General features: G+C 65.7%; 16 protein-coding genes. 1 reads left to right on the forward strand and 15 read right to left on the reverse strand.

Features of this window, described 5'->3' with window-relative positions; all coding sequences use genetic code 11:
* Positions 1–14 precede the first annotated feature (14 nt).
* The 13 genes from ftsW to dksA all read right to left on the reverse strand — a co-directional run bounded on the left by ftsW (position 15) and on the right by dksA (position 15,957).
* Entirely contained in the window at positions 15–1,271 is a 1,257-nt protein-coding gene (ftsW, locus tag RD110_RS24050; RefSeq protein WP_076202800.1) for a putative lipid II flippase FtsW, read from the reverse strand.
* Positions 1,268–3,007, reverse strand: a complete 1,740-nt coding sequence (gene murD, locus RD110_RS24055; protein ID WP_076202803.1) for a UDP-N-acetylmuramoyl-L-alanine--D-glutamate ligase — start codon at positions 3,005–3,007, stop codon at positions 1,268–1,270. The genes ftsW and murD overlap by 4 nt, the downstream gene beginning before the upstream one ends.
* A gap of 4 nt (positions 3,008–3,011) precedes the next feature.
* The gene (gene mraY / locus RD110_RS24060) at positions 3,012–4,190 is read right to left on the reverse strand and encodes a phospho-N-acetylmuramoyl-pentapeptide-transferase (protein WP_076202806.1); all 1,179 of its coding nucleotides are present in this window, start codon (positions 4,188–4,190) and stop codon (positions 3,012–3,014) included.
* The gene (locus tag RD110_RS24065; protein WP_076205588.1) at positions 4,180–5,616 is read right to left on the reverse strand and encodes a UDP-N-acetylmuramoyl-tripeptide--D-alanyl-D-alanine ligase; all 1,437 of its coding nucleotides are present in this window, start codon (positions 5,614–5,616) and stop codon (positions 4,180–4,182) included. Before RD110_RS24065 ends, mraY begins: the two co-directional genes overlap by 11 nt.
* Complete coding sequence (locus RD110_RS24070) at positions 5,616–7,115, reverse strand: UDP-N-acetylmuramoyl-L-alanyl-D-glutamate--2,6-diaminopimelate ligase (RefSeq protein ID WP_076202809.1); 1,500 nt, start codon at positions 7,113–7,115, stop codon at positions 5,616–5,618. Before RD110_RS24070 ends, RD110_RS24065 begins: the two co-directional genes overlap by 1 nt.
* Positions 7,115–8,848, reverse strand: coding sequence for a peptidoglycan D,D-transpeptidase FtsI family protein (locus RD110_RS24075; protein WP_076202812.1), 1,734 nt, complete (start codon positions 8,846–8,848; stop codon positions 7,115–7,117). The genes RD110_RS24070 and RD110_RS24075 overlap by 1 nt, the downstream gene beginning before the upstream one ends.
* Positions 8,845–9,204, reverse strand: a complete 360-nt coding sequence (gene ftsL, locus RD110_RS24080; RefSeq protein WP_076202815.1) for a cell division protein FtsL — start codon at positions 9,202–9,204, stop codon at positions 8,845–8,847. Before ftsL ends, RD110_RS24075 begins: the two co-directional genes overlap by 4 nt.
* Positions 9,201–10,160: a 16S rRNA (cytosine(1402)-N(4))-methyltransferase RsmH gene (gene rsmH, locus RD110_RS24085; RefSeq protein ID WP_076202817.1), complete on the reverse strand. Its 960-nt coding sequence runs from the start codon at positions 10,158–10,160 to the stop codon at positions 9,201–9,203. The genes ftsL and rsmH overlap by 4 nt, the downstream gene beginning before the upstream one ends.
* Positions 10,161–10,169: 9 nt before the next feature.
* Positions 10,170–10,598 carry a division/cell wall cluster transcriptional repressor MraZ gene (gene mraZ / locus RD110_RS24090; RefSeq protein WP_076202820.1) on the reverse strand — a complete coding sequence of 143 codons (429 nt, stop codon included), beginning with the start codon at positions 10,596–10,598 and terminating at the stop codon, positions 10,170–10,172.
* 301 nt (positions 10,599–10,899) lie between these two features.
* Positions 10,900–12,243 (reverse strand): ATP-dependent protease ATPase subunit HslU, encoded by a 1,344-nt coding sequence (gene hslU, locus RD110_RS24095; protein ID WP_076202822.1) that lies wholly within the window; start codon positions 12,241–12,243, stop codon positions 10,900–10,902.
* A 157-nt stretch (positions 12,244–12,400) separates the two neighbouring features.
* A complete protein-coding gene (gene hslV / locus RD110_RS24100) occupies positions 12,401–12,946 on the reverse strand; it encodes an ATP-dependent protease subunit HslV (protein WP_076202825.1) in 546 nt (181 codons plus the stop codon).
* A 288-nt stretch (positions 12,947–13,234) separates the two neighbouring features.
* The gene (locus RD110_RS24105; RefSeq protein WP_076202827.1) at positions 13,235–15,142 is read right to left on the reverse strand and encodes an STAS domain-containing protein; all 1,908 of its coding nucleotides are present in this window, start codon (positions 15,140–15,142) and stop codon (positions 13,235–13,237) included.
* 74 nt (positions 15,143–15,216) lie between these two features.
* On the reverse strand, positions 15,217–15,957 hold the full coding sequence (gene dksA / locus RD110_RS24110) for an RNA polymerase-binding protein DksA (protein ID WP_157900315.1): 741 nt from the start codon (positions 15,955–15,957) through the stop codon (positions 15,217–15,219).
* Between dksA and RD110_RS28425 the strand changes: the two genes are divergently transcribed.
* Positions 15,884–16,285, forward strand: a complete 402-nt coding sequence (locus RD110_RS28425; RefSeq protein ID WP_204250093.1) for a hypothetical protein — start codon at positions 15,884–15,886, stop codon at positions 16,283–16,285. The two genes, dksA and RD110_RS28425, sit on opposite strands and share 74 nt — an antisense overlap.
* A 28-nt stretch (positions 16,286–16,313) precedes the next feature.
* On the opposite strand, the gene RD110_RS24115 is transcribed toward RD110_RS28425, so the two are convergent.
* Both RD110_RS24115 and RD110_RS24120 read right to left on the reverse strand, forming a co-directional pair.
* Positions 16,314–17,378 (reverse strand): CobW family GTP-binding protein, encoded by a 1,065-nt coding sequence (locus RD110_RS24115; RefSeq protein ID WP_076202830.1) that lies wholly within the window; start codon positions 17,376–17,378, stop codon positions 16,314–16,316.
* 159 nt (positions 17,379–17,537) lie between these two features.
* Complete coding sequence (locus RD110_RS24120) at positions 17,538–18,740, reverse strand: class I SAM-dependent rRNA methyltransferase (protein ID WP_076202832.1); 1,203 nt, start codon at positions 18,738–18,740, stop codon at positions 17,538–17,540.
* Positions 18,741–18,748 lie beyond the last annotated feature (8 nt).

Raw genomic sequence — 18,748 nt, forward strand, 5'->3', positions numbered from 1 at the left:
GAAATCGGTGTGACTCATGCGCGTATCCCATGCATCAGTTGCCGATTTTCGAAGTCGATCCGCAACACCACGGCCAGCGCAATCAGGTTCCACAGGATCGCCGAGCCGCCGAAGCTCATCAGCGGCAGGGTCAGGCCCTTGGTCGGCAGCGCGCCCAGGTTCACGCCCATGTTGATGAAGGTCTGGAAACCCATCCAGATGCCGACGCCCTGCGCCACCAGGCCCGCGAACAGGCGGTCCAGCGCGATGGCCTGGCGGCCGATGTGCATGATCCGGCGGATCAGCCAGAAGAACAGGCCGATCACCACCACCATGCCGACCAGGCCGAATTCCTCGCCGATCACGGCCAGCAGGAAGTCGGTGTGGGCCTCGGGCAGCCAACTGAGCTTTTCGATGCTGCCGCCCAGCCCCACGCCGAAAATCTCACCGCGGCCGATGGCGATCAGCGAATGCGTGAGCTGGTAGCCCTTGCCCAGCGCATTGGTGTCGCTCCACGGATCGAGGTAGGCGAAGATGCGCGCCCGACGGTAGTCGTTGAAGGCGATCATCAGGCAGAACGCGCCCGTGAGGATGGTGGCGATCAGGAAGAACATGCGCGCGTTCACGCCGCCCAGGAACAGGATGCCCATGGCGATCACGGCGATCACCATGAACGCACCCATGTCGGGTTCGGCCAGCAGCAGGATGCCGATCACGCCGACGGCCACGCCCATCGGCAACACGGCACGCCAGAAGTTTTCCTTCACGTCCATCTTGCGCACCATGTAGTCGGCGGCATACAGCACCACGGCGAACTTGGCCATCTCGGAGGGCTGGAAGTTCATGATGCCCAGGGGCAGCCAGCGCCGCGCACCATAGACCACGCGGCCCACGCCAGGCACCAGCACCAGTACCAACAGGATCAGCGAAAACACGAACAGCCACGGCGCCCAGCGCTCCCAGGTGCGCATGGGCACCTGGAAGGTGATCAGCGCGGCCACGAAGGCCACGCCGAGAAACGCGGCATGCCGGATCAGGAAGAAGTTGTGCGTGTAGTTGGCGAACCGCGGGTTGTCGGGCATGGCGATCGACGCGGAATACACCATCACCAGGCCCCAGGCCAGCAGCGCCACCGTGACCCACAGCAACGGCTGGTCGAAACCCTTCACGTGTTTGGGCTGGCTGGGCGTGCGCGAAAAGCTGCTTGCGCCCAGCCGCACCGGCAACGCATCGGCCGCGGCCTTGGGCAGGCCCTTGAACCAGCCGGCCCAGCGCATCGACTGGGCGCTCATCGCGTCTTCTCCATGGCGGCATCGAACATGGCTAGGTCATCGGCCAGCGCGTGCACGGCGTCGACGAAGACCTGCGCACGGTGCGCGTAGTCCTTGAACATGTCGAAACTGGCGCAGGCCGGCGACATCAGCACGGCGTCGCCGGCCTGCGCACTTTCGCTGGCCAGGGTCACGGCTTCGGCCATCGAACCGGCTTCGTGCAGCGGCACGCCGGCAGCTTCGAGTGCGGCGCGGATCAACGGCGCGTCGCGGCCGATCAGCACCACGGCGCGCGCGTAGCGCAATACGGGCGCGGCCAGCGGTGCGAAGTCCTGGCCCTTGCCTTCGCCACCCAGGATCAGCACCACACGCCGCTCGGCGCCCAGGCCGTTGAGTGCCGCCACGGTGGCGCCGACGTTGGTGCCCTTGCTGTCGTCGAAATATTCCACGTCCTGCACGGTCGCGACCGGCTCCACGCGGTGCGGCTCGCCGGTGTATTCGCGCAGACCGTACAGCACCGGCGCGAGCGCGCAGCCCGCGGCGACGGCCAATGCCAGGCCGGCGAGTGCGTTGACGGCGTTGTGCCGGCCGCGGATGCGCAGCGCATCGGCCGGCATCAGGCGCTGGATGTGCAGGTCGTCAGCCGCCTCGCTGCGTTTGCGCTTGGTCTCGTCGGCCTCCATGGCGCGCACCAGCCAAGTCATGCCGTTGACGACTTCGAGACCGAAGTCACCGGGCCGCGTCGGCATGTCGCCGCCGAAGGTGACGTGGGCGCGGACCTGCGGCTTCTGCAGCTTGACCTTGATCGGCGCGGGCAACATGGCCATCACCGCCGGGTCTTCGCGGTTCAGCAGCATCAGGCCCCTGGCGCCGAACACGCGCGCCTTGGCAGCGGTGTAGGCGGCCATGCTGCCGTGCCAGTCGAGGTGGTCCTGCGAGATGTTGAGCACGGTGCCGGCCGTGGGCTCGAAGGTGTTGGCGGCATCGAGCTGGAAGCTGGACAACTCCAGCACCCAGACCTGCGGCAGCGCGGCGAGGTCGTCACCGGCGGCATCGATGGCCGCGGCGAGCGTGTCGAGCAGCGTCGGGCCGATGTTGCCGGCCACGGCCACGGTCTTGCCGGCCCGCGCAATGAGTTGGCCGGTGAGTGACGTGACCGTGGTCTTGCCGTTGGTTCCGGTGATGCCGAGCACCACGGGGTGGTAGCCGGTGGGCTGCTTGGGCGCGGGCGGCTCGGGCAGCGGCGCGTTGTCGTCGTCCACCGGTGCATCGCCGTCGGCCTCGCCTTCGGGCAGGGGCTGGCCGTCGGCCTGTTCGAGTTCGGGGTCGTCGGCATCGGGTTGCGGCACCGGTTTCGTGCTTTCATCCGGCTCGGTCCACGCCTCGTCGGCCTGGATTTCGGATACAGGTGGCTGGGCCAGATCGGCCAGGGCCATGCCGAACAGATCGAGCTCGCCACCGACCGGCAGGCCGATGGCGCGCGCGGCGTCGACCACCGGCGCGATGCTCTCGGGCGACAGGCCGGGGGACCGGTAGACGGCGCGGATTTCGGTGCCATGCACCAGCGCGGCATCGAACGGGCCGGCGATGAAGCGGACCGCGGACAGATCGCCTTGCAGCGCGGCCAGCTGCGGCGGCGCTTCGCGCGTGTCGGCCACGGTCACGACCGCGCCATGGCGCGCGCACCAGCGGGCCATGGCCAGGCCGGAGGCGCCGAGGCCGAGGATCAGAACGTGGAGGTCTTGAAGATGGCGCATGGCTTCACCGCAGCTTCAAAGTGGACAAGCCGATCAGGCACAGCAGCATGGTGATGATCCAGAAGCGCACCACGACCTGCGTTTCCTTCCAGCCGCTTTTCTCGAAATGGTGGTGCAGCGGCGCCATCTTGAGGATGCGCCGGCCCTGCCCGAAGCGTTTCTTGGTGTACTTGAAATAGCTCACCTGCATCATCACCGACAGCGCCTCCACCACGAAGATGCCGCCCATGATGGACAACACGATCTCCTGGCGCACGATGACGGCGATGGTGCCGAGCGCGCCGCCGAGCGCAAGCGCGCCCACGTCGCCCATGAACACCTGCGCCGGGTGGGTGTTGAACCACAGGAAGGCCAGGCCGGCGCCGGCCGTGGCCGCGCAGAAGATCAGCAGCTCGCCCGAGCCCGGGATGTGCGGGAAGAACAGGTACCTGGAATACACCGAGCTGCCGGTCACGTAGGCGAACACGCCCAGCGCCGAGCCCACCATCACCACCGGCATGATGGCCAGGCCGTCCAGCCCGTCGGTCAGGTTCACCGCGTTGCTCGATCCGACGATCACCAGGTAGGTCATGATCACGAAGCCGAACACGCCCAGCGGATAACTCACTTCCTTGAAGAACGGCAGCTGCAGGCCGGCCTTGGGCGGCAGGTTCACGTCGAAGCCGGACTGCACCCAGCTGAAGAACAACTCCAGCACGCGCAGGTTCGAGCTCTCCGATATGCTGAACACCAGGTAGAGCGCGGCCACCAGGCCGATCAGCGATTGCCACAGGTATTTCTCGCGCGAGCGCATGCCCTCCGGGTCCTTGTTGACCACCTTGCGCCAGTCGTCGACCCAGCCGATGGCCCCGAAGCCCAGCGTGACCAGCAGCACGATCCAGACGAAGCGGTTGGAGAGGTCGAACCACAGCAGCGTGGAAATGGCGATGGACAGCAGGATCAGCACGCCGCCCATGGTTGGCGTGCCCTGCTTGGCCATGTGGCTCTCCATGCCGTAGCCGCGGATCGGCTGGCCGACCTTGAGTTCGGCGAGCTTGCGGATCACCGCCGGGCCGGCCAGCAGACCGATCATCAAGGCGGTCACGGCGGCCATCACGGCGCGGAAGGTCAGGTACTGGAAGACGCGAAAGAACCCGAAGTCGGGTGAAAGGGTCTGCAGCCACTGGGCCAGGCTAAGCAGCATGGTTGGGCTCCTTGGAAACTTGTTGGGATGGCGACTTGGCGCTGGCGACGATGAAATCGACCACGCGCGGCATCTTCATGAATTTGGAGCCTTTGACGAGCACGCTCGCCACGCCAGGCAGCAGGGCCGCAATGGCCGCGTTGAGCGCGTCCACGTCGGCGCCGAAATGACGGCACAAACCTGGACTGGCTTGACCGAAGGCCTGCACGGTATGTGCCGTCAGCTCGCCGAGCGTCAACACGTGCTCGATGCCGGCCTGCGCCGCACGCGCGCCGACCTCGGCATGGAACTGCGGCCCCTGGTCGCCGACCTCGCCCATGTCGCCGAGCACCAGCAGGCGCGGGCCAGGCAGGCCAGCCAGCACCTCGATCGCGGCGATCACGGAATCGGGGTTGGCGTTGTAGCTGTCGTCTACCAGGGTCAGCGCGCGGTCCTCGATGGTCAGCGCGAGCGCGCGCGAACGGCCCTTGACGGGTTCGAAGGCCGCAAGCCCGCGGCCGATGGCGTCTAACGAAACGCCGGCGGCGAGTGCGCAGCCGATCGCGGCCAGCGAATTCTTCACGTTGTGCCGACCGGCGATGTGCAGGCCATAGGCCACGTCGCCCGCCGGCGTGCGGGCCCGCACCTGCCATGCGCCTTCGGCCCAGACGGGCTCGTCGCAGGTGATGTCGGCCGGGCCAACCATCGCGAAGGTGCTCGTCACGCGTGGACCGGCCAGTTCGCGCCAGATATGGGCATAGTCGTCGTCGGCCGGGAACACGGCCACGCCATCTTCCGCCATGGCCTGGAGGACGACGCCGTTTTCCCGCGCCACGGCTTCCACCGTGGCCATGAACTCCATGTGCTCGCGTTGCGCGTTATTGACCAGGGCCACCGTCGGCCGGGCCATGGCGGCGATCCGGGCGATCTCGCCCGGGTGGTTCATGCCGAGCTCGACCACGGCCAGCCGGTGCGCGGCCGAGAGGCGCAGCAGCGTCAGCGGCACGCCGATCTCGTTGTTGTAGTTGCCCTGCGTGGCGAGGGAGGCCTCCGGCTCGGCGGCGCGCAGGATGCTGGCGATCATCTGCGTCACCGTGGTCTTGCCGTTGCTGCCGGTCACGGCGATCAGCGGCAGTCTGAACTGGCTGCGCCAGCCCGTGGCCAGGGCGCCGAGCGCGGCCAGCGTGTCGTCCACCTCGATGCACGGCAGGCCGGTGGCCTGGATGCCGCCGCTCGCGCCCGCATGGCACAGGGCCGCCACGGCGCCGCTGGCCTTGGCCTGCGCCAGCATCGTGTTGGCGTCGAAGTTGTCGCCGCGCAAGGCGACGAACAGGTCGCCCGGCTGCAGGCTGCGTGTGTCGGTGTGCACGCGCTGGATGGCGACGGCGCCGTCGCCATGGAGACGGCCGCCGGGAATCCATGCCAGCGCCTGGGCCAGGGTCATCATCATGGCGCCACCCCGCTGCGCCGCTGCAACGCCATTTCGGCCTCGGCCTTGTCGGAGAACGGATGCTTCACGCCGGCCACTTCCTGCGTGGCCTCGTGGCCCTTGCCGGCCAGCAGCACCACGTCTTGCGGTTGCGCCTGGGCCAGCGCGTCGGCGATGGCCAGCGCGCGGTCGGCCTGCACCTGCACGCAGTGGTCGTGGCTCAGGCCGAGCAGGATCTGGGCAATGATGTGCTCCGGCTTTTCGCCGCGCGGGTTGTCGCTGGTGACGACGACCATGTCGGCCTGTTTCTCGGCCACGGCGGCCATCAGCGGACGCTTGGTCGCATCGCGGTCGCCGCCGCAGCCGAACACGCACCACAGCTGGCCGCCGCGCGCGCTGGCCAGCGGACGGAGCGCGAGCAAAGCCTTGTCGAGGGCGTCTGGCGTGTGGGCATAGTCGATGGCCACCAGCGGCTGGCCGGCGGCATTGAGGCAGTCCATGCGGCCCGGCACCGGCGTGACGGCGGCACAGGCGCGCACGACCTCGGCCAGCGGCACGCCCATGGCGCGCATCGCACCCATGACGCCGAGCAGGTTGGACACGTTGTACAGGCCGATCAGCGGTGTCTGTACCCGATGGCGCTCGGCGCCTTCGACGACGGTGAAGGACAAACCCTGGGCGGCATAACCGACCTCGACGGCCCGGAGCCGCGCCTCGGCCTCGATGCCCACCGACCACACGTCGAGCGCGCCGCCAGCCAGCGTGGCCGCCAGTTCGGCGCCTTTGCTGTCGTCGACGTTGAGCACCGCGGCTTGCAGGCCGGGCCAGGCGAAGAGTTCGGCCTTGGCCGTCCAGTAGGCATCCATGCCCCCGTGGTAGTCGAGGTGGTCCTGCGTGAAATTGGTGAAGATGCCCACGCGGATGCGCGTGCCGTCGAGCCGGCGTTCGGCCACGCCGATGCTCGAAGCCTCGATGGCGCAGGCCCGGATGCCCTCGTCCACGAAGCGGCGGAACTGCCGCTGCAGCAGCACCGGGTCGGGCGTGGTCAGCCCGGTGGCCTCGACCTCGGGCGGGATTCCCACGCCCAAAGTACCCACCACCGCGCATGGCACGGGCGCGGGCAGCTTCACTTTCGATAGCGCCTGGGCCAGCCACCAGCTGGTGGAGGTCTTGCCGTTGGTGCCGGTCACGGCCAGCACGTCGAGGCTGTCGCTCGGATGGCCGAAATAGGCGGCGGCAATCGGCCCGGTGCTGGCCTTGAGCCCGGCGTAACCCGCCACACGTTCGTCGTGGAAGCCGAAAGCCTCGTGGCCGGACGCCTCGATCAGACAGGCCACCGCACCCTGCGCCAGGGCGGCGCCGATGAACTGGCGGCCATCGACCGCGGCACCGGGCCAGGCGATGAAGGCGTCGCCCGGCCGCACCCGCCGGCTGTCCACCTGCAAGCTGCCGGACCCGGATGCGACCAGGCCGCGCAACCAGTGCGCGGCCTCGAGCGGCTGTTGGAACACGTTCATCAGAACGATTCCTCCACCGGTTGCGCCGTCACCTGCGGCTTGACGTCGATGTCGGGCGGCACACCCATCATGCGCAGCGTCTGCTGCACCACCTCGCTGAAGATCGGCGCGGCGACGATGCCGCCGAAATATTGGCCGTCGCTCGGCTCGTCGACCATCACGGCGACGATGATGCGCGGCTTCTCGATCGGCGCCATGCCGGTGAACCAGGAACGGTATTTGTTGCTGGCGTAGCCCTTGCCGACCTGCTTGTGGGCCGTGCCCGACTTGCCGCCGACCGAATAGCCGAGCGTCTGCGCCAGCGGGCCGGTGCCACCGGGCGCGGCGGCCATCTGCAGCATCTTGCGCACGGCGTGCGCGTTTTCCGCGGAGAACACCTTCACGCCGACCGGCGCCTCGTGGTTCTTCAGAATCGTGACCGGGATGATGCTGCCGTCGTGCGCGAACGAGGTGTAGGAATGCGCCATCTGGAACAGCGAGGCCGACAGGCCGTAGCCATAGGCCATGGTCGCCTGCTCGACCGGTTTCCAGGTCTTCCACGGGCGCAGCCGCCCGGTGACGGCGCCTGGGAATTCGATCTGCGGCTTCTGGCCGTAGCCCAGCGAGGTGTAGGTGTCCCACATTTCGTGGGGCGTCATCTTCTGAGCGATCTTCAGCGCACCGACGTTGCTCGACTTCTGGATCACCCCTTCGACCGTGAGCGTGCCGTAGTTGTGCGTGTCGCTGATGGTGAAGCCGCCGATCTGGAAGCGGCCTGGTGAAGTTTCGATGAGCGTGGACGGCTTCACGCGGCCGGCCTCGAGCGCCATGCCGACGGTGATCGGCTTCATCGTCGAGCCGGGCTCGAAGGTGTCGGTGAGCGCGCGGTTGCGCAGTTGTTCACCGGTCAGGTTCACCCGCTTGTCGGGCACGTAGCTCGGGTAGTTGGCCAGCGCCAGCACCTCGCCGGTGACGCTGTCGAGCACCACCACGCTGCCGGCCTTGGCGCGGTGGGCGATCACCGCGTCGCGCAGCTTCTGGTAGGCGAAGAACTGCACCTTGCTGTCGATGCTGAGCTGGATTTCCTTGCCTTCGACCGGCGGCACTTGGTCGCCGATGTCCTCGACGACGCGGCCGAGCCGGTCCTTGATCACGCGGCGCGAACCGGGTTTGCCGCGCAGCTCCTTGTTGAAGCTCAGCTCCACACCTTCCTGGCCCTGGTCTTCCACGTTGGTGAAGCCAAGCACGTGTGCGATGGCCTCGCCTTCGGGGTATTGGCGCTTGTATTCCTTGCGCTGGTAGATGCCGCGGATCTTCAGGGCGTTGATCTGCTGCACGATGGGCTCATCGACCTGGCGCTTGAGCCAGACGAAGGTCTTGTCTTCGTTCTCGAGCTTCTTGTTCAGGTCGGCCAGCGGCATCTGGAGCAGCCGGGCGAGTTCGCGCAGCTTGGCCGGGTCGCGGTCCACGTCTTCTGGAATCGCCCAGATGCTGGGCGCGATCACGCTCGAGGCCAGGATCAGGCCGTTGCGGTCGAGGATGCGGCCGCGGTTGGCCGGCAGTTCCAGCGTGCGCGCGAAACGCACCTCGCCCTGGCGCTGGAAGAAGTCGTTGCCGATGACCTGGATGTAGGCCGCACGCGCGGCCAGGCCGACGAAGCCCATGGCGATGGCGGCCACTACCAGCTTACTGCGCCAGACCGGCGTCTTGCTGGCCAGCAGCGGGCTGGAGGTATAACGAACGCTACGGCTCATTCAATCCTCCGGCTGTTGTCCAGCACCTGGCGGCCACGGCCACCGGCCGAGGTGCCGGTTTCGGACGGTGTCGTCGCCGCGGCAGCGGGTGCAGCCTGCATCGTCACGTATTGCGTGATGGCCGGCGTGCTGGTGCGCATCTGCAACTGCTCCTTGGCCAGCTTCTCCACGCGCAGCGGCGTGGCCTGGGCGCGTTTTTCGACCTGCAGGCGCTCGTTGTCGATCTCCAGCTGGTGCGCGAGCGCATTCGCCTTGTCGACCTGGACGAAGAGGTTGCGCGATTCGTACTGCGTGCGCACCAGGTACAACGCGCTGGCCAGCACGGCCATCAACAGGACCAGGTTGAGTCGGGTCATGTTGCCACCGTCCTTTCGGCCACGCGCATCACCGCGCTGCGCGAACGCGGGTTGGCGGCCACTTCGGCCGCACTCGGTTTGATGCGGTCCAGGGCCTTGAGTTTCATCACCGGCGCCTTCGCGGCGAGCATCCAGTCGGGCGCGCGACGGTCCACCACCTCGCGCGTGTGCTTGGCGATGAACTGTTTGACGATGCGGTCTTCCAGCGAATGGAAACTGATCACCACCAGGCGGCCTCCAGGTTGCAGCACGGTCAGGCTCGCTTCTAGCGCCTGCTGGAGCTCTTCAAGCTCGGCGTTGATGAAAATCCGAAAAGCCTGAAATGTGCGCGTTGCAGGGTTCTGGCCCTGCTCGCGGGTTTTGACCGTGCCAGCCACGAGCTCGGCCAGTTCGGTGGTGGATGAAATTGGGCCCCGTTCCTGTCGGCGAGCAACAATCGCCTTTGCAATGGGGCCAGCAAACCGTTCTTCGCCGTAGTCACGTATCACCTCTGCGATCTGTTGAACTTCGGCTGTCGCCAGCCACTCGGCCACACTCTCGCCACGCGTGGTGTCCATGCGCATGTCGAGGGGCCCTTCGAACCGAAAACTGAAGCCGCGCTCGGGGTTGTCGATCTGCGGCGAGCTCACGCCCAGGTCCATCAGGACGCCGGCCGCGCTGGCCGGCGGCAGTTCGCCCAGGTGGCTGAACGCCTGGTGACGAATGGCAAACCGCGGGTCGGCGATCTGCGCGGCTTCGGCGATCGCGGCCGGGTCGCGATCGAATGCGATCAGGCGGTCCTGCGGCCCGAGGCGCGCCAGCAGCAGCCGCGAATGACCGCCGCGTCCGAAGGTGGCGTCCACATAGGTCGCGCCCGTGCCCGGCATCGCGGATGCCGCCATGACCGGCTTGTTGCTGAGAAGGGCGTCGACTGCTTCCTGCAACAAGACGGTGGTATGTGTCCATGACGCGTCCACCGTGGTGCCTTAGAAAGAAAAGTCCTTGAAGGCTTCGGGCGTTTCGCCCTGCATCGCCTTGGCTTCCTGCGCGTCGTAGGTCGCCTTGTCCCAGAGTTCGAAATGGTTGCCCATGCCCAGCAGCATGGTTTCCTTGGAGATGCCCGCGCCTTCACGCAGCTCGGGCGAGACCAGCACGCGGCCGGTGCCGTCCATCTCCACATCCATCGCGTTGCCCAGGAAGATGCGTTTCCACCACTGTGCCGACATGGGCAACGCAGCGATGCGCTCGCGGAATTTCTCCCACTCGGGGCGGGGGAATACCATCAGGCAGCCGTGGGGGTGTTTGGTGATCGTGAGCTGTCCATTGGCCGTCGCGCTCAGGACGTCACGATGCCGGGTCGGCACCGATAGCCGCCCCTTGGCATCCAGACTTAGAGACGAAGCCCCTTGAAACACAACAGCCCACCCTCGCAAGTAGATGCAAGCAAGTGGGCCATGCGAGGGCACTTTTCACCACTTAATTGCACTTTTTTCCACTGTAGCAGGAAAAGCACACTTTGCCGGGGTGTTGGCACGTATTTTTTGTAATCAAATCAACGACTTAGCGGCGGCACCGGATTTAGAACTTGCAGAAAAAATCGTTCTAAATTAAGCACTTAGCCCAAGTTCTGAATGTGCCGTCTCAGCTACAGTTCAGAACGTGAAAAGCACATTCAGCTTGACACTGTGAATAATGCCAGCACTCTTTGCCCGCGCGTCAAAGAATGTAGCGCGAGAGATCCTCGTTCTTGCTCAACTCCTGGAGCCGGCCATCGACATAGGCCGCATCGATCACCACGGTCTGACCCTCGAGTTTGGTGGCGTCGAAACTCACTTCGTCCAGCAGCCGCTCCATCACCGTCGACAGGCGCCGCGCACCGATGTTCTCGGTGCGTTCGTTCACGTCGAAGGCGATGTGCGCGAGCCGCGTCAGGCCGTCGGGCGAAAACTCGAGCGTGACCTTCTCCGTGGCCAGCAAGGCCTGGTATTGCTTCACGAGCGAGGCATGGGTCTGCGTCAGGATGGCTTCGAAATCCTGCACCGACAGGGACTGTAGTTCCACCCGGATCGGAAAGCGCCCCTGCAACTCGGGGATCAGGTCGCTCGGGCGGCTCAGGTGGAAGGCCCCGGAGGCGATGAACAGGATGTGGTCGGTCTTGATCGGCCCGTATTTGGTGGATACCGTCGTGCCCTCGACCAGCGGCAGCAGGTCGCGCTGTACACCCTGGCGCGACACTTCGGCACCACCGCCTTCGCTGCGCGAGGTGACCTTGTCGATCTCGTCGATGAAGACGATGCCGTTCTGCTCGGCGTTAAAGATGGCGCGGGTCTTGATCTCTTCCTCGTTGACGAGTTTGCCGGCCTCTTCCTCGATCAGCAGCTTCATGGCTTCGCTGATCTTGAGCTTGCGCGTCTTGCGCTTGGGCGCGCCGACCTGGCTGAACATGCCGCGCAACTGCTCGGTCATCTCCTCCATGCCCGGCGGGCCCATGATTTCGAGCTGTGTGCGCACGTCGGCCACGTCGATCTCGATTTCCTTGTCGTCGAGCTGGTGCTCGCGCAGCTTCTTGCGGAACGACTGGCGCGCCGGACCTTCGATCTGCGGCGTGGCCGGATGATGCTCGTCGGTGCTTTCCACGGACCGCGCCGTCGGAATCAGGATGTCGAGGATGCGCTCCTCGGCCGCATCTTCCGCGCGCACACGCACCTTCTTCATCTCGGATTCGCGCGTCTGCTTCACGGCGATGTCGGCCAGGTCGCGGATGATCGCATCCACGTCCTTGCCCACGTAGCCGACCTCGGTGAACTTGGTGGCTTCGACCTTGATGAACGGCGCGTCCGCCAGCCGCGCCAGCCGCCGGGCGATCTCGGTCTTGCCCACGCCGGTGGGGCCGATCATCAGGATGTTCTTGGGTGTGATCTCGAAGCGCAGCTTCTCATCCACCTGCTGCCGCCGCCAGCGGTTGCGCAGGGCGATGGCCACGGCGCGCTTGGCGTCGCGCTGGCCGACGATGTGCCGGTCGAGTTCGGAGACGATTTCCTGGGGGGTCATGGAGGACATAGATCGTATTCAGTTCAAACACGCAAATAGACAATAGGGCTGTTCGGCTGTCCCTTCCAGGGACACCGCGGAACTGGCTCTGCCAGGCCGCTGGTGTCGCCCCCTGCAAGGGGGTGGGCGCGACACGCAGTGCGCAACCTGGGGGTGAGCCAGAGACTCAAAGAGTCTCTATGACATGGTTCATGTTCGTGTAGATGCAGACTTCGCCCGCGATCTCCAGCGATTTCTTCACAATGTCGCGCGCCGAAAGATCCGAGTTCTCCAGCATCGCAATCGCGGCCGACTGGGCATACGCCCCACCGGAACCGATGGCCACGATGCCGCGCTCGGGCTCGAGCACGTCGCCGTTGCCGGTGATGATCAGCGAGGCCTGGCTGTCGGCCACGGCCAGCATGGCTTCAAGCCGGCGCAGCACGCGGTCGGTGCGCCAGTCCTTGGTGAGTTCGATGGCCGCGCGCACCAGATGCCCCTGGTGCTTCTCGAGCTTGCCCTCGAACCGCTCGAACAGCGTGAACGCATCGGCCGTGGCGCCCGCAAAACCGGCGAGCACCTTGTCGTGATAAAGCTTCCTGACCTTGCGCGCCGACCCCTTGATGACGATGGAGCCCAGCGTGACCTGCCCGTCGCCGCCGATGGCGACCTGCATGCCCTGCGGCGTCTGCCGCCGAACGCTGATGATGGTAGTACCGTGAAATTGTTCCATAAGGATTTATTTGAGGATGAGCAAAGCGGATTGCAAGCGCGCCCGCCGGGAAAAGCTGGCGCAGGCACTGCCGAAATGCAACCAGATGTGCCTCAGTGACGGCGCGCATTAACACCCATTCCAGAGACACCGTAGAACCGGCCCTTCGACAAGCTCAGGAGAGCCGTCGCCGGGGCGCCAGGTGTCGCCCCCAGCAAGCCTGTCCTGAGCCTGTCGAAGGCGGGGGGCGCGACATGCGTTGTCGAGCCTTTGGCTCGACCCCGGGGAAGGGTGCAACCTGGGAGTGTGCTAATTCTTCCGGGGAATCACCTTGGCATTTTCGTTGATGCCGATGACGTTGAAGAAGATCGCCACCAGGCGATGCAGCCCCCGGAACTCGACGCGACGGCCAGCGCCCTGCTGCGCCGCGGCCCAGTTCAGCACCGAGCCGGCGGCCGAGAAATCGATGCGGATCAGGTGATCGCAGGAGATCACCAGCAGACCGCCCTCGCGCACCGTGCCGTCGACCGACGCCAAGGCCTGGGTGGCATCCCCCACCACCAGGCCGGACAGGGTGCCCATGCCCACGGCGGCGGTGGCCTGCAGCGGGACCGGCTCGCTGTCGGTGCCGAAATGGGTGGATTTGAATTCGGAGTTGCCGGAGGACGACCCGGACTCAGCCTCGGGCGCGGAACCAGGCGCATGCGCATCGGGTGATCCGAGCCCATCGTAATCGTCGGCCTGCACCGCGGCGAAACTGCAGTGCACCGGCCGCCACGAAGGCGGCGATACCTCGTAGGTGATGCAGTATTCGAGCGCCACCAGATCGAATTCATCGGGCCGCTGCATGATGCGCAGCATCTCCAGCCGCAGCCGCCACCAGGCCTGGTTCACCGAGCGCTCACCCGAGCGGGTGGCCGCCTTGACGACCGCTTCCAGCCGATCGCCATCGGCAAAGAACAGTTGCAGGCCCTGCTCTGCCCAGTCGGCGAACAGCAGGGCCAATGCATCGAGCGCGGCCACGTCGATGGACAACAGGTTGGCCCAGTTCAGCCGCAGCGATTGTGGCGACCTGGACTGCACCATCGACTGCAAGCCCAGCACGGCACTGGCGCCCATCACGGCAGGGCTGCTCCAGTTGAAGCCGTGGCTGCGGCCAGCGGGAGTCGCCGCCTTCTGACCGGCATCGGCAACCGGTGGCTGGGAGCTGCCTGCCAGCGTCGGCATGGAAAACCAGGGTGGCGCGGAGCGGTTGAACCGCGTGGCGAAGTCGATGCCGACGGTATCGAAGCGGTCCTGCTGGCCGGTGGCACGGTACAGGTCGAAGAGCGTCATCCATGTCTCCGACGGGCCGATCTGCTCGGGCTCGGATTCGAGCACGGCCAGGATCGCCGCTTCGGCACCGGCGTCGTCGCCGTTGGCAAAGCGGATCGCCGCCTCCTCGAGCTCCGGTGCATGGACGAAATCGGGAACTTCGGCGGCCACGGGCGGCTGTGCGTCGTAATCGAGCTCGAGGTCGTCGTTCAGCGCCGCCAGCAGGTCGACGACCGGCTCGTGAACGGAGGCGGCGGGCGCCGGCCCCATGCGACTGTGTCCGTCCGTCAAGGGCGACACTTCGGTGGCCGCATAGGCAGCGCCGCTGGTGCTCAGCGTGTAGGAAGCGTCGTCGCGCAGGTGCGCAGGCAGGGAGGCCGGCACGGTGGCCGCATAGTGGCGCGCCGCGTGGTCCGCGTCATGGCTGTCGTCATCGCTGAACTTCAGCACATCCGGTTTCGTGTCCTTGATCAGGCCGGCGCGGGAAGACAGCGGCACCGGCTCGGAAGCGCCGACATCCTTCGACTTCCACCACTGCATCGACATCTGGGCTTCGATTTCGTCGATCTTCTTGAGCGTGCCGGCGCGGTCTTCGGACTTGGACGGCATGCTGCTCTGGAAGAACGACGGCCGGCCGAGGTCGTCGCCCCCCGAGCCCGGCGCGGCACCCGAGAGCGCGCCGCGCTGGCGCAGCTTGCGCAACTGGTCGAACTCGCGGCGCCGCACGAAGTCGTTGCGGCGCTTGCGCTCGATCATCTCCTTGAGCATCTGCTTGCTGTAGACGCTTTCCTTGTCGGCCTCGGGCTGGTCCAGGTCGGACCAGTTCATGGTCGGGTTGCGCACGAACTTGACGACCTTGGAGAGCAGTCCGGAAGGCTGTGGCGGCTGGTCGTCCTGGGCCATGGTCGAAGTGATGTCAGGTCAGGTGGACAGCGGAGCGGAGATCGGCTTTCGCAACGGGTGCAATCGACACCTCTTCAGTCGCCGAACATCTTCTGTTTGAGTTCGCGGCGCTGCTGCGCCTCGAGCGACAGCGTGGCCGTGGGCCGGGCCAGCAGGCGGCCGACGCCGATGGGTTCGCCGGTCTCGTCGCAGTAGCCGTAGTCGCCCGCGTCGATGCGGTTGATGGATTGCTCGATCTTCTTCAGCAACTTGCGTTCGCGGTCACGCGTGCGCAATTCGAGCGCATGCTCTTCCTCGATGGTGGCGCGATCGGCCGGATCGGGCACGACCACCGTGTCTTCGCGCAGGTGCTCGGTGGTTTCACCGGCGTTGTTCAGCATGTCCTGCTTCAGCACCACCAGCTTGTGGCGGAAGAAGGCCATCTGCTTCTCGTTCATGTACTCGGAGTCGGGCATGGCCAAGACTTCGGCATCGGTCATCTTTTCGACCGGGGTGGTTTTCCAGTTGTTGGCCAACTTGGGGTCTTTTTTGGCAGCCATGTGTGGAGGCGGGACGATCATGGAGGAAGGCTTGTCTTGGGTGTAGCTGGCTTTCGCGGCGGTGGAAGCCACCACCTGGGCCATCGATGGTACGGTCAATTGCGCAAGCCGGGAAGAGGCGCGCGCGCTTTTTTGAGGCACGGCCGGGGGCGCCACCACGGCGGGCGCGACCGCCACCGGCGCTGGGCCCGGCGTCGCCTTCTTGGTGGCAGTCACGGTGGTTTCCGCCTGTTTGGCCGGCACCGATGGGGCGGGCGATGTTTTGGTTTTGTTCACGGGCGTCTTCGAGGCAGGGGCTGCAGGGGTTGCAGTTGGTTTGGCGGTTTTGGCCGCGGACTTTGCCGCAGGAACTGCAGCCGGTTTATTCGAGGGTTTGGACGCGGTGACGGCGGCCTTCTTGGGGGCTGCTGCCTTGCTCGCGGCTTTGGGCGCTGGCTTGGCTGCCGCGCCGGCTGCGGCCAGGGGCTTGGCCGCCGCCGAAGCGGGCCGTTGCGGCTTGTCGCCCGATGAAGAGGATGAAGGAGACGACTTTCCATCGGCGCGAGCGCTGTCCGGTTTGCCGAAGCCCAGGCCCATCAATTGGAAAAACGTCGCAATCATTTAATCACCCGCCGAAAAGCAACAGATTAACCTCAAATCAGGCACTGCTCCATGCCTTGCAAAAAGATGTCCTGCGGCAGGTCGATGCCGATGAACACCATTTTGCTGGTGCGCTTCTCGTCCGCGGCCCAGGCCGGGCCGAGGTCGCTGCCCATGAGCTGGTGCACGCCCTGGAAGATCACCTTGCGCTCGGTGCCACGCATGTTGAGCACACCTTTGTAACGCAACATGCGTGGGCCGTAAATATTCACGATCGCGCCGAGGAAGTCTTCGAGCTTGGCCGGATCGAAGGCGCGGTCCGAGCGGAAGACGAAACTCTTCACGTCGTCGTCATGGTGATGGTGGTGCCCATGGCCGGCATGGTCGTGCGCATGCGAAGGATGGTCACAGTGTTCGCCATGTTCGTGGTCGTGCCCTTCATGGCCATGGTCATGGTCGTCTTCCTTGAGGAAGTCGGGGTCGATGTCGAGCTTGGCGTTCAGGTTGAAGCCGCGCAGGTCGAACACCTCGGACAACGCCACCTCGCCGAAATGCACCGTCTTCTGCGGCGCGCGGGGGTTCATGTGCTTGAGCCGGTGCATCAGCGCATCGACCTCGTCCTTGGCGACCAGGTCCGACTTGCTGATGAAGATCTGGTCGGCGAAACCGACCTGGCGGCGCGCTTCCTGCCGCTCGTTGAGCTGCGTGGCCGCGTGCTTGGCGTCGACCAGGGTCAGGATCGAGTCGAGCAGGTAGCTCTCGGCGATCTCGTCGTCCATGAAGAAGGTCTGCGCCACGGGGCCGGGATCGGCCAGGCCGGTGGTTTCGATCACCACGCGCTCGAAATCGAGCGTGCCCTTGCGTTTCTTGTCGGCCAGCAGGCTCAGGGTGGAGCGCAGGTCTTCGCGGATGGAGCAGCAGATGCAGCCGTTGTTGAGCTGGATGATCTGCTCGCCGGGCTCGGAGACCAGGATCTCGTTGTCGATGTTCTCTTCGCCGAATTCGTTTTCGACGACGGCGATCTTCTGCCCATGGGCTTCGGTCAACACCCGTTTGAGCAGCGTCGTCTTGCCCGAGCCCAGAAAGCCGGTGAGGATGGTTACAGGAATGAGGCTCATGGTTTCCTTCGCATAGTGCGCTACCAGGGCCTGGAGATGGATGCAGGCGCTGCCCGGCGGGAGGGCCGCAGACGCAGCGGCGGGCACCCATTGCAGACCAATGTGGACAAATTAACAGCCGGGAGTGTACCCACCTATTGGATCAGGGGTTTCCCCACACTATTTGCGCACCACGACCAGGCCTTTCAAGTACTCGCCTTCGGGGAAATTCAGCGTCATCGCATGGTCGGGCGCACCGCCCAGGCGCTCGGTGATGAAGCCGTCCACCCCCGCATCGCTGCCGGCCGAGGCCACGATCTTGTGGAACAGGTCGGGGCTGATGCCGCCCGAGCACGAATAGGTGAACAGCACCCCGCCCGGCGCGAGCAGCTTGAAGGCCAGCCGGTTGATGTCCTTGTAGGCGCGTGCGGCGCGTTCGGCATGGGCCACGGTGGGGGCGTATTTCGGCGGATCGAGCACGATGCCGTCGAACGTGCGCCCCGCTTCGATGAACTGGCGCAGCGAAGCGTTCACGTCGGCGTCCATGAAGGTCGCACTTTCCGCGGCAAAGCCGTTGCGCGCCACGTTGGCCGCCGCCCGCTGGAGCGCCGGGCCGGAGGAATCGATGGAGGTGACGTGGCCAGTGGCGCCATTGCCCGCCGCGCGCATGCCGGAAAGCGCGGCCACGGTGAAGCCGCCGGTGTAGCAGAAGCAGTTGAGCACGTTCAAAAGGCCCAGGCGCTGCGCCGCTTCGGCCATCTTGCGGCGGCTGTCGCGCTGGTCGAGGTAGAAGCCTGTCTTGTGGCCTTCGGCGATGTCCAGGCCGAGCTGCCAGTCGTGCTCCTGGATCACCAGTTCTGTCGCGCCCTCCCCCGCCAGCCAGCCGGTGGACGGCTGCAGCCCCTCGAGCGCGCGCGGTCCCGTGTCGGAACGTTCATAAAGTTTCGTGAGACCCGTCGCGTCCAGCAACGCCTGCACGATCACCGGCTTCCAGCGCTCGGCCCCGGCAAAAAGGAATTGCGCCACCAGCGTATCGCCGTAACGATCGACGATCAGCCCAGGCAGGCCGTCGGATTCGCCATGCACCAGGCGCACGCCGTCGCTTTGTACATCGAATCGGACCCTGGCGCTCACGGATGCTGCGATGGCAGCTATGAAAAAAGCAGCATCGATGCGCTGAGCTTCGTCGAAGCTCCAGACCCGCGCGCGGATCTTGGAGCTCGGGCTGAAGCCGGCCCAGCCGAGGAATTTGCCGTCATGCGATTCAACACGCACGGTTTCACCCGGGTCACCGCCGCCCTTCGCGATGGCGGAGTCGAAGATCCAGGGATGATGGCGCAGAAGCGAGCGCTCTTTGCCTTCGCGCAGTCGGATGATTTTCATCTGGCGAT

It is taken from the genome of Rhodoferax koreense, assembly GCF_001955695.1.
In the GTDB taxonomy this organism is placed as follows: Bacteria; Pseudomonadota; Gammaproteobacteria; order Burkholderiales; family Burkholderiaceae_C; genus Rhodoferax_B; species Rhodoferax_B koreensis.

What these genes read in the sequence shown, in the direction of transcription:
- ftsW (WP_076202800.1), bottom strand. Translation starts at nt 1,271, where the DNA reads ATGAGCGCCCAGTCGATGCGCTGGGCCGGCTGGTTCAAGGGCCTGCCC.
- murD (WP_076202803.1), bottom strand. Translation starts at nt 3,007, where the DNA reads ATGCGCCATCTTCAAGACCTCCACGTTCTGATCCTCGGCCTCGGCGCC.
- mraY (WP_076202806.1), bottom strand. Translation starts at nt 4,190, where the DNA reads ATGCTGCTTAGCCTGGCCCAGTGGCTGCAGACCCTTTCACCCGACTTC.
- RD110_RS24065 (WP_076205588.1), bottom strand. Translation starts at nt 5,616, where the DNA reads ATGATGACCCTGGCCCAGGCGCTGGCATGGATTCCCGGCGGCCGTCTC.
- RD110_RS24070 (WP_076202809.1), bottom strand. Translation starts at nt 7,115, where the DNA reads ATGAACGTGTTCCAACAGCCGCTCGAGGCCGCGCACTGGTTGCGCGGC.
- RD110_RS24075 (WP_076202812.1), bottom strand. Translation starts at nt 8,848, where the DNA reads ATGAGCCGTAGCGTTCGTTATACCTCCAGCCCGCTGCTGGCCAGCAAG.
- ftsL (WP_076202815.1), bottom strand. Translation starts at nt 9,204, where the DNA reads ATGACCCGACTCAACCTGGTCCTGTTGATGGCCGTGCTGGCCAGCGCG.
- hslU (WP_076202822.1), bottom strand. Translation starts at nt 12,243, where the DNA reads ATGTCCTCCATGACCCCCCAGGAAATCGTCTCCGAACTCGACCGGCAC.
- hslV (WP_076202825.1), bottom strand. Translation starts at nt 12,946, where the DNA reads ATGGAACAATTTCACGGTACTACCATCATCAGCGTTCGGCGGCAGACG.
- RD110_RS24105 (WP_076202827.1), bottom strand. Translation starts at nt 15,142, where the DNA reads ATGGCCCAGGACGACCAGCCGCCACAGCCTTCCGGACTGCTCTCCAAG.
- RD110_RS24115 (WP_076202830.1), bottom strand. Translation starts at nt 17,378, where the DNA reads ATGAGCCTCATTCCTGTAACCATCCTCACCGGCTTTCTGGGCTCGGGC.
- RD110_RS24120 (WP_076202832.1), bottom strand. Translation starts at nt 18,740, where the DNA reads ATGAAAATCATCCGACTGCGCGAAGGCAAAGAGCGCTCGCTTCTGCGC.